3 protein-coding genes are annotated in these 3,263 nt (G+C 41.5%); 2 read left to right on the top strand and 1 reads right to left on the bottom strand.

All coding sequences use genetic code 11. The features are described 5' to 3' along the window. Positions 1 to 621, bottom strand: a 621-nt coding sequence (gene thiD, locus AC29Z1_RS14520; RefSeq protein ID WP_488272170.1) for a bifunctional hydroxymethylpyrimidine kinase/phosphomethylpyrimidine kinase, incomplete at its 3' end; no start/stop codon positions are given. A gap of 136 nt (positions 622 to 757) precedes the next feature. Here thiD and pdxR point away from each other — a divergent pair. Together pdxR and AC29Z1_RS14530 are read left to right on the top strand one after the other, a co-directional pair. After that, positions 758 to 2,161: a MocR-like pyridoxine biosynthesis transcription factor PdxR gene (gene pdxR, locus AC29Z1_RS14525; RefSeq protein ID WP_488272171.1), complete on the top strand. Its 1,404-nt coding sequence runs from the start codon at positions 758 to 760 to the stop codon at positions 2,159 to 2,161. A gap of 373 nt (positions 2,162 to 2,534) precedes the next feature. Then, positions 2,535 to 3,263 (top strand): ABC transporter substrate-binding protein (locus AC29Z1_RS14530; RefSeq protein ID WP_488272172.1); only part of this gene is annotated, 729 nt, incomplete at its 3' end.

The raw sequence follows: 3,263 nt of genomic DNA on the forward strand, positions 1-3,263 counted from the left end.
ATTGATTTTCGGGGAGTGTAAGACGGTAAATTCGTTACCATCGTACAGTACATCGACCGCATCGGGACTATCAATTTTGGCTCCACCTTTTATTAGAACATTCTTGGGACCCAATTTATAGATTTCAGCCGCCGCCGCTTTCATATCTTCTACAGAGCGAATGGATCGGATGCCACTTAATTGTCCGGCCTCAAAAATATTCGGTGTGATTATGGTGGCGCGGGGAGCCAGTATTTCGCGGATGCCAACAGTTGTTTCCGGATGGAGAACTTCATCAGTGCCTTTGCAGGCCATCACTGGGTCGATTACGACATTTTTAACCGCATATTTATCAATCTTGTTAGCGACAAGCGATATCACCTCAGTTGTTGCCAGCATACCTGTTTTGAGTGCATCAATACCAATTCCGGCAAGTACAGTTTCCATTTGGGCCTCTAGGACTTCAAGCGGCAGGGGATAAACGTCATGAGACCAATTATTAGTTGGGTTTTGGCAGACAATGACTGTGATGGCTGTCATGCCATACACGCCAAGCTCCTGAAAGGTTTTTAAATCTGCTTGAAGTCCTGCGCCGCCACTTGTGTCTGACCCAGCAACTGCAAGTGCTTTGTAAATTGTCATAAGAAACTCTCCTTCGCTTAGTAGGTTATCACTGAAAATATTTCTTCCAAAAAATATAGTTGTATTATAAAATATAAATGAACCTTTTAAAATATACAGAATATATAATTTTGATAGGTACAGTTTGGAGGACGCGATGGATTTAATTATGCTTGACCATACTAGCAAAACCACTCTATATATGCAGCTATATCAATATTTCAAGCAGGCAATTGAACAAAACCACCTGCATGAAGGGGATAAGCTGCCATCCATCAGGGGACTTTCGGCTAGTCTGTCTGTGAGCAAAATTACTGTGGAAAAAGCATATCAGCAATTGGCGAGCGAGGGGTATATTTTAAATTGCAATCGTTCACGGTATCTGGTAAATAAGTTTGATGGTATCAGTATAAAAAAAAGCACTGGATTCGTGCCTATTCGGTTGTTTGATAGGCAAGCGGCAAAAGAACAAAAAATAGTATATGATTTTGCCAGTGGCGAAATGGATAGTGATGGTTTTGATTTTTCCCTGTGGAAGCGATATATCAATAAAGTATTTTTACATAAAGAACGCCTTTTTGGGTATGGGCATATTCAGGGAGAGGCAGAGCTACGGGCCGAAATAGCGAAATATATCGGTAATTCAAGAGGTGTCTACACCTATCCGGAGCAAATTGTTATTGGCCCCGGAGTGCAGAGTTTGCTGAATATCTTGTGCAGCCTGCTTAAATCAGAAACCAATACGATTGCTTTTGAAGACCCTGGTTTCAAAAATGGCAGACGCATTTTTGCCAATTATTCCTATAATATCATTGCTATACCGATGAAAAAAGACGGTATTGATATGGACAGATTGTTTGACAGCGGGGCTAAACTTGTTTATGTGAGCCCCTCGCATCAATTTCCAACAGGCTATATCATGCCTGTTGGAAAACGAACACAACTATTAAACTGGGCTGAGAGTGTGAATGGCATCATTATTGAAGATGATTATGACAGTGAGTTTCGTTATTTCGGACGGCCGATTCCAGCCTTAAAAGGCCTGGATCATAGGGATACGGTAGTATATTTGGGTTCGCTATCTAAGATCATACCGCCGTCCATTCGTATTAGTTATATGGTGCTGCCGGAAAAACTGTTGGCTGCTTTTCAGCAGAACGCGGCGTTGTACAACCAAGCGGCTTCGACTATTGAGCAACTTGCCTTGGCCCAATTTATGGCAGATGGGTGTTTAGAGCGGCAAATCCGGCGATTGCGAAAACTATATTATGGAAAGAAGTTAATACTTGAGAATGCTGTCAAACGTATATTAGGAAACTATGTAGAATTTGAAGGAAGCGATTCCGGGCTGCATACGGTCCTGCATATCAAATCTGAACTTACAACCGAACAACTCGTAGAGCGGGCTTTAGCAACAGGTTGTCGGGTAGCTTCGATTCAAGATTATTATTTACAAAACCCGGCAGAAAATTCTTCACGTATCATCCTGTACTTCTCAAAAATTCCGGCTACCGAAATAGAACCAGCAGTTAAACGCCTAAAAGAGGCGTGGTTTGGATAGAACTAAAAAAGACGCAGTTGCAAGCGGTGGGCTTGTATCTGCGTCTTTGTATCTATTGGCTGAGTCGGCTGATTTATTTCTTTGACCTGTTGTGAAAGCTCAGCAATCATATCAACGATTTTTTGGAAGGTAGTACCTTCTACAAAAGGCGCAGCTTCAAGCGATAACGCTTTGCAACTGCGCCTTTTAAGTCACCTATTCATTTGAACAATACGATGCCCGGTTGTTTATTCAAAATATTTAAATAAATTAGCAGGATTTTGGAGTTTTTTGTCATATATAAATATTGGAAAAGTAATAGAATTTATCTATAGTTAGGGGATGTAAGGTAAGATAGGGATTTCTTGCTTAAAAAATAGTTGGAGGGTTTTATGTGAAAAAAATAACTGAATTATGCCTGATTGTTTTGGTAGCAATAAGTATGGTATTAACTGGCTGTAGCCAATCAGCAAGTACAACTATCCAAGTACCGACAATTAAAATTGGCTATACGTTCGTAGACCATCACGCGCCCTTAATGGTTGCTGCCAAAAAAGGTGAAGCTTTTAAGGACTCGGGTACTTATTTAAAGCCAATAGTGGACAAAGAAAAATATGAGCTGTATTCCGATGGGAAAAAGGTAGCTAATGTTGAGTTTGTTGTCACTAAAAGTGGGGCAGAAACTGCGGCCCTGTTTGCCCAGAAGCATATTGATGTAGCCTTAGCGTCAATAACGGCTATGATGTCGGCAATTGACAGTGGCACACCAATTAAAGTGTTAGCGCCTGTGCAGACAGAAGGACTAGCCCTCGTCTTTCCCAAAGATAATCCCATTGATGGCTGGGATGGATTTGTAAACTATTTAGACCGTCAAAAAGAGCCTGTAAAAATTGGCTATCATTCCCCAACCAGTGCGCCCTTGATGGTTTTTGAGGGAGCACTTAAGCAGAATAACATCTCATACACGAGAAATCCTAACGAGTTACATGCAAAAATTTTGTTAGTGGATTTAAAAGATACAGCTAACTTGATGCCAGCACTTACCAGTAAGCAGGTGGATGGCTGGGTTGGACCATCGCCGCATCCGCAAGTAGCCGAAAAGACCGGAGTGGGTAAAATTGCG

The organism is Sporomusa sp. (assembly GCF_057736855.1).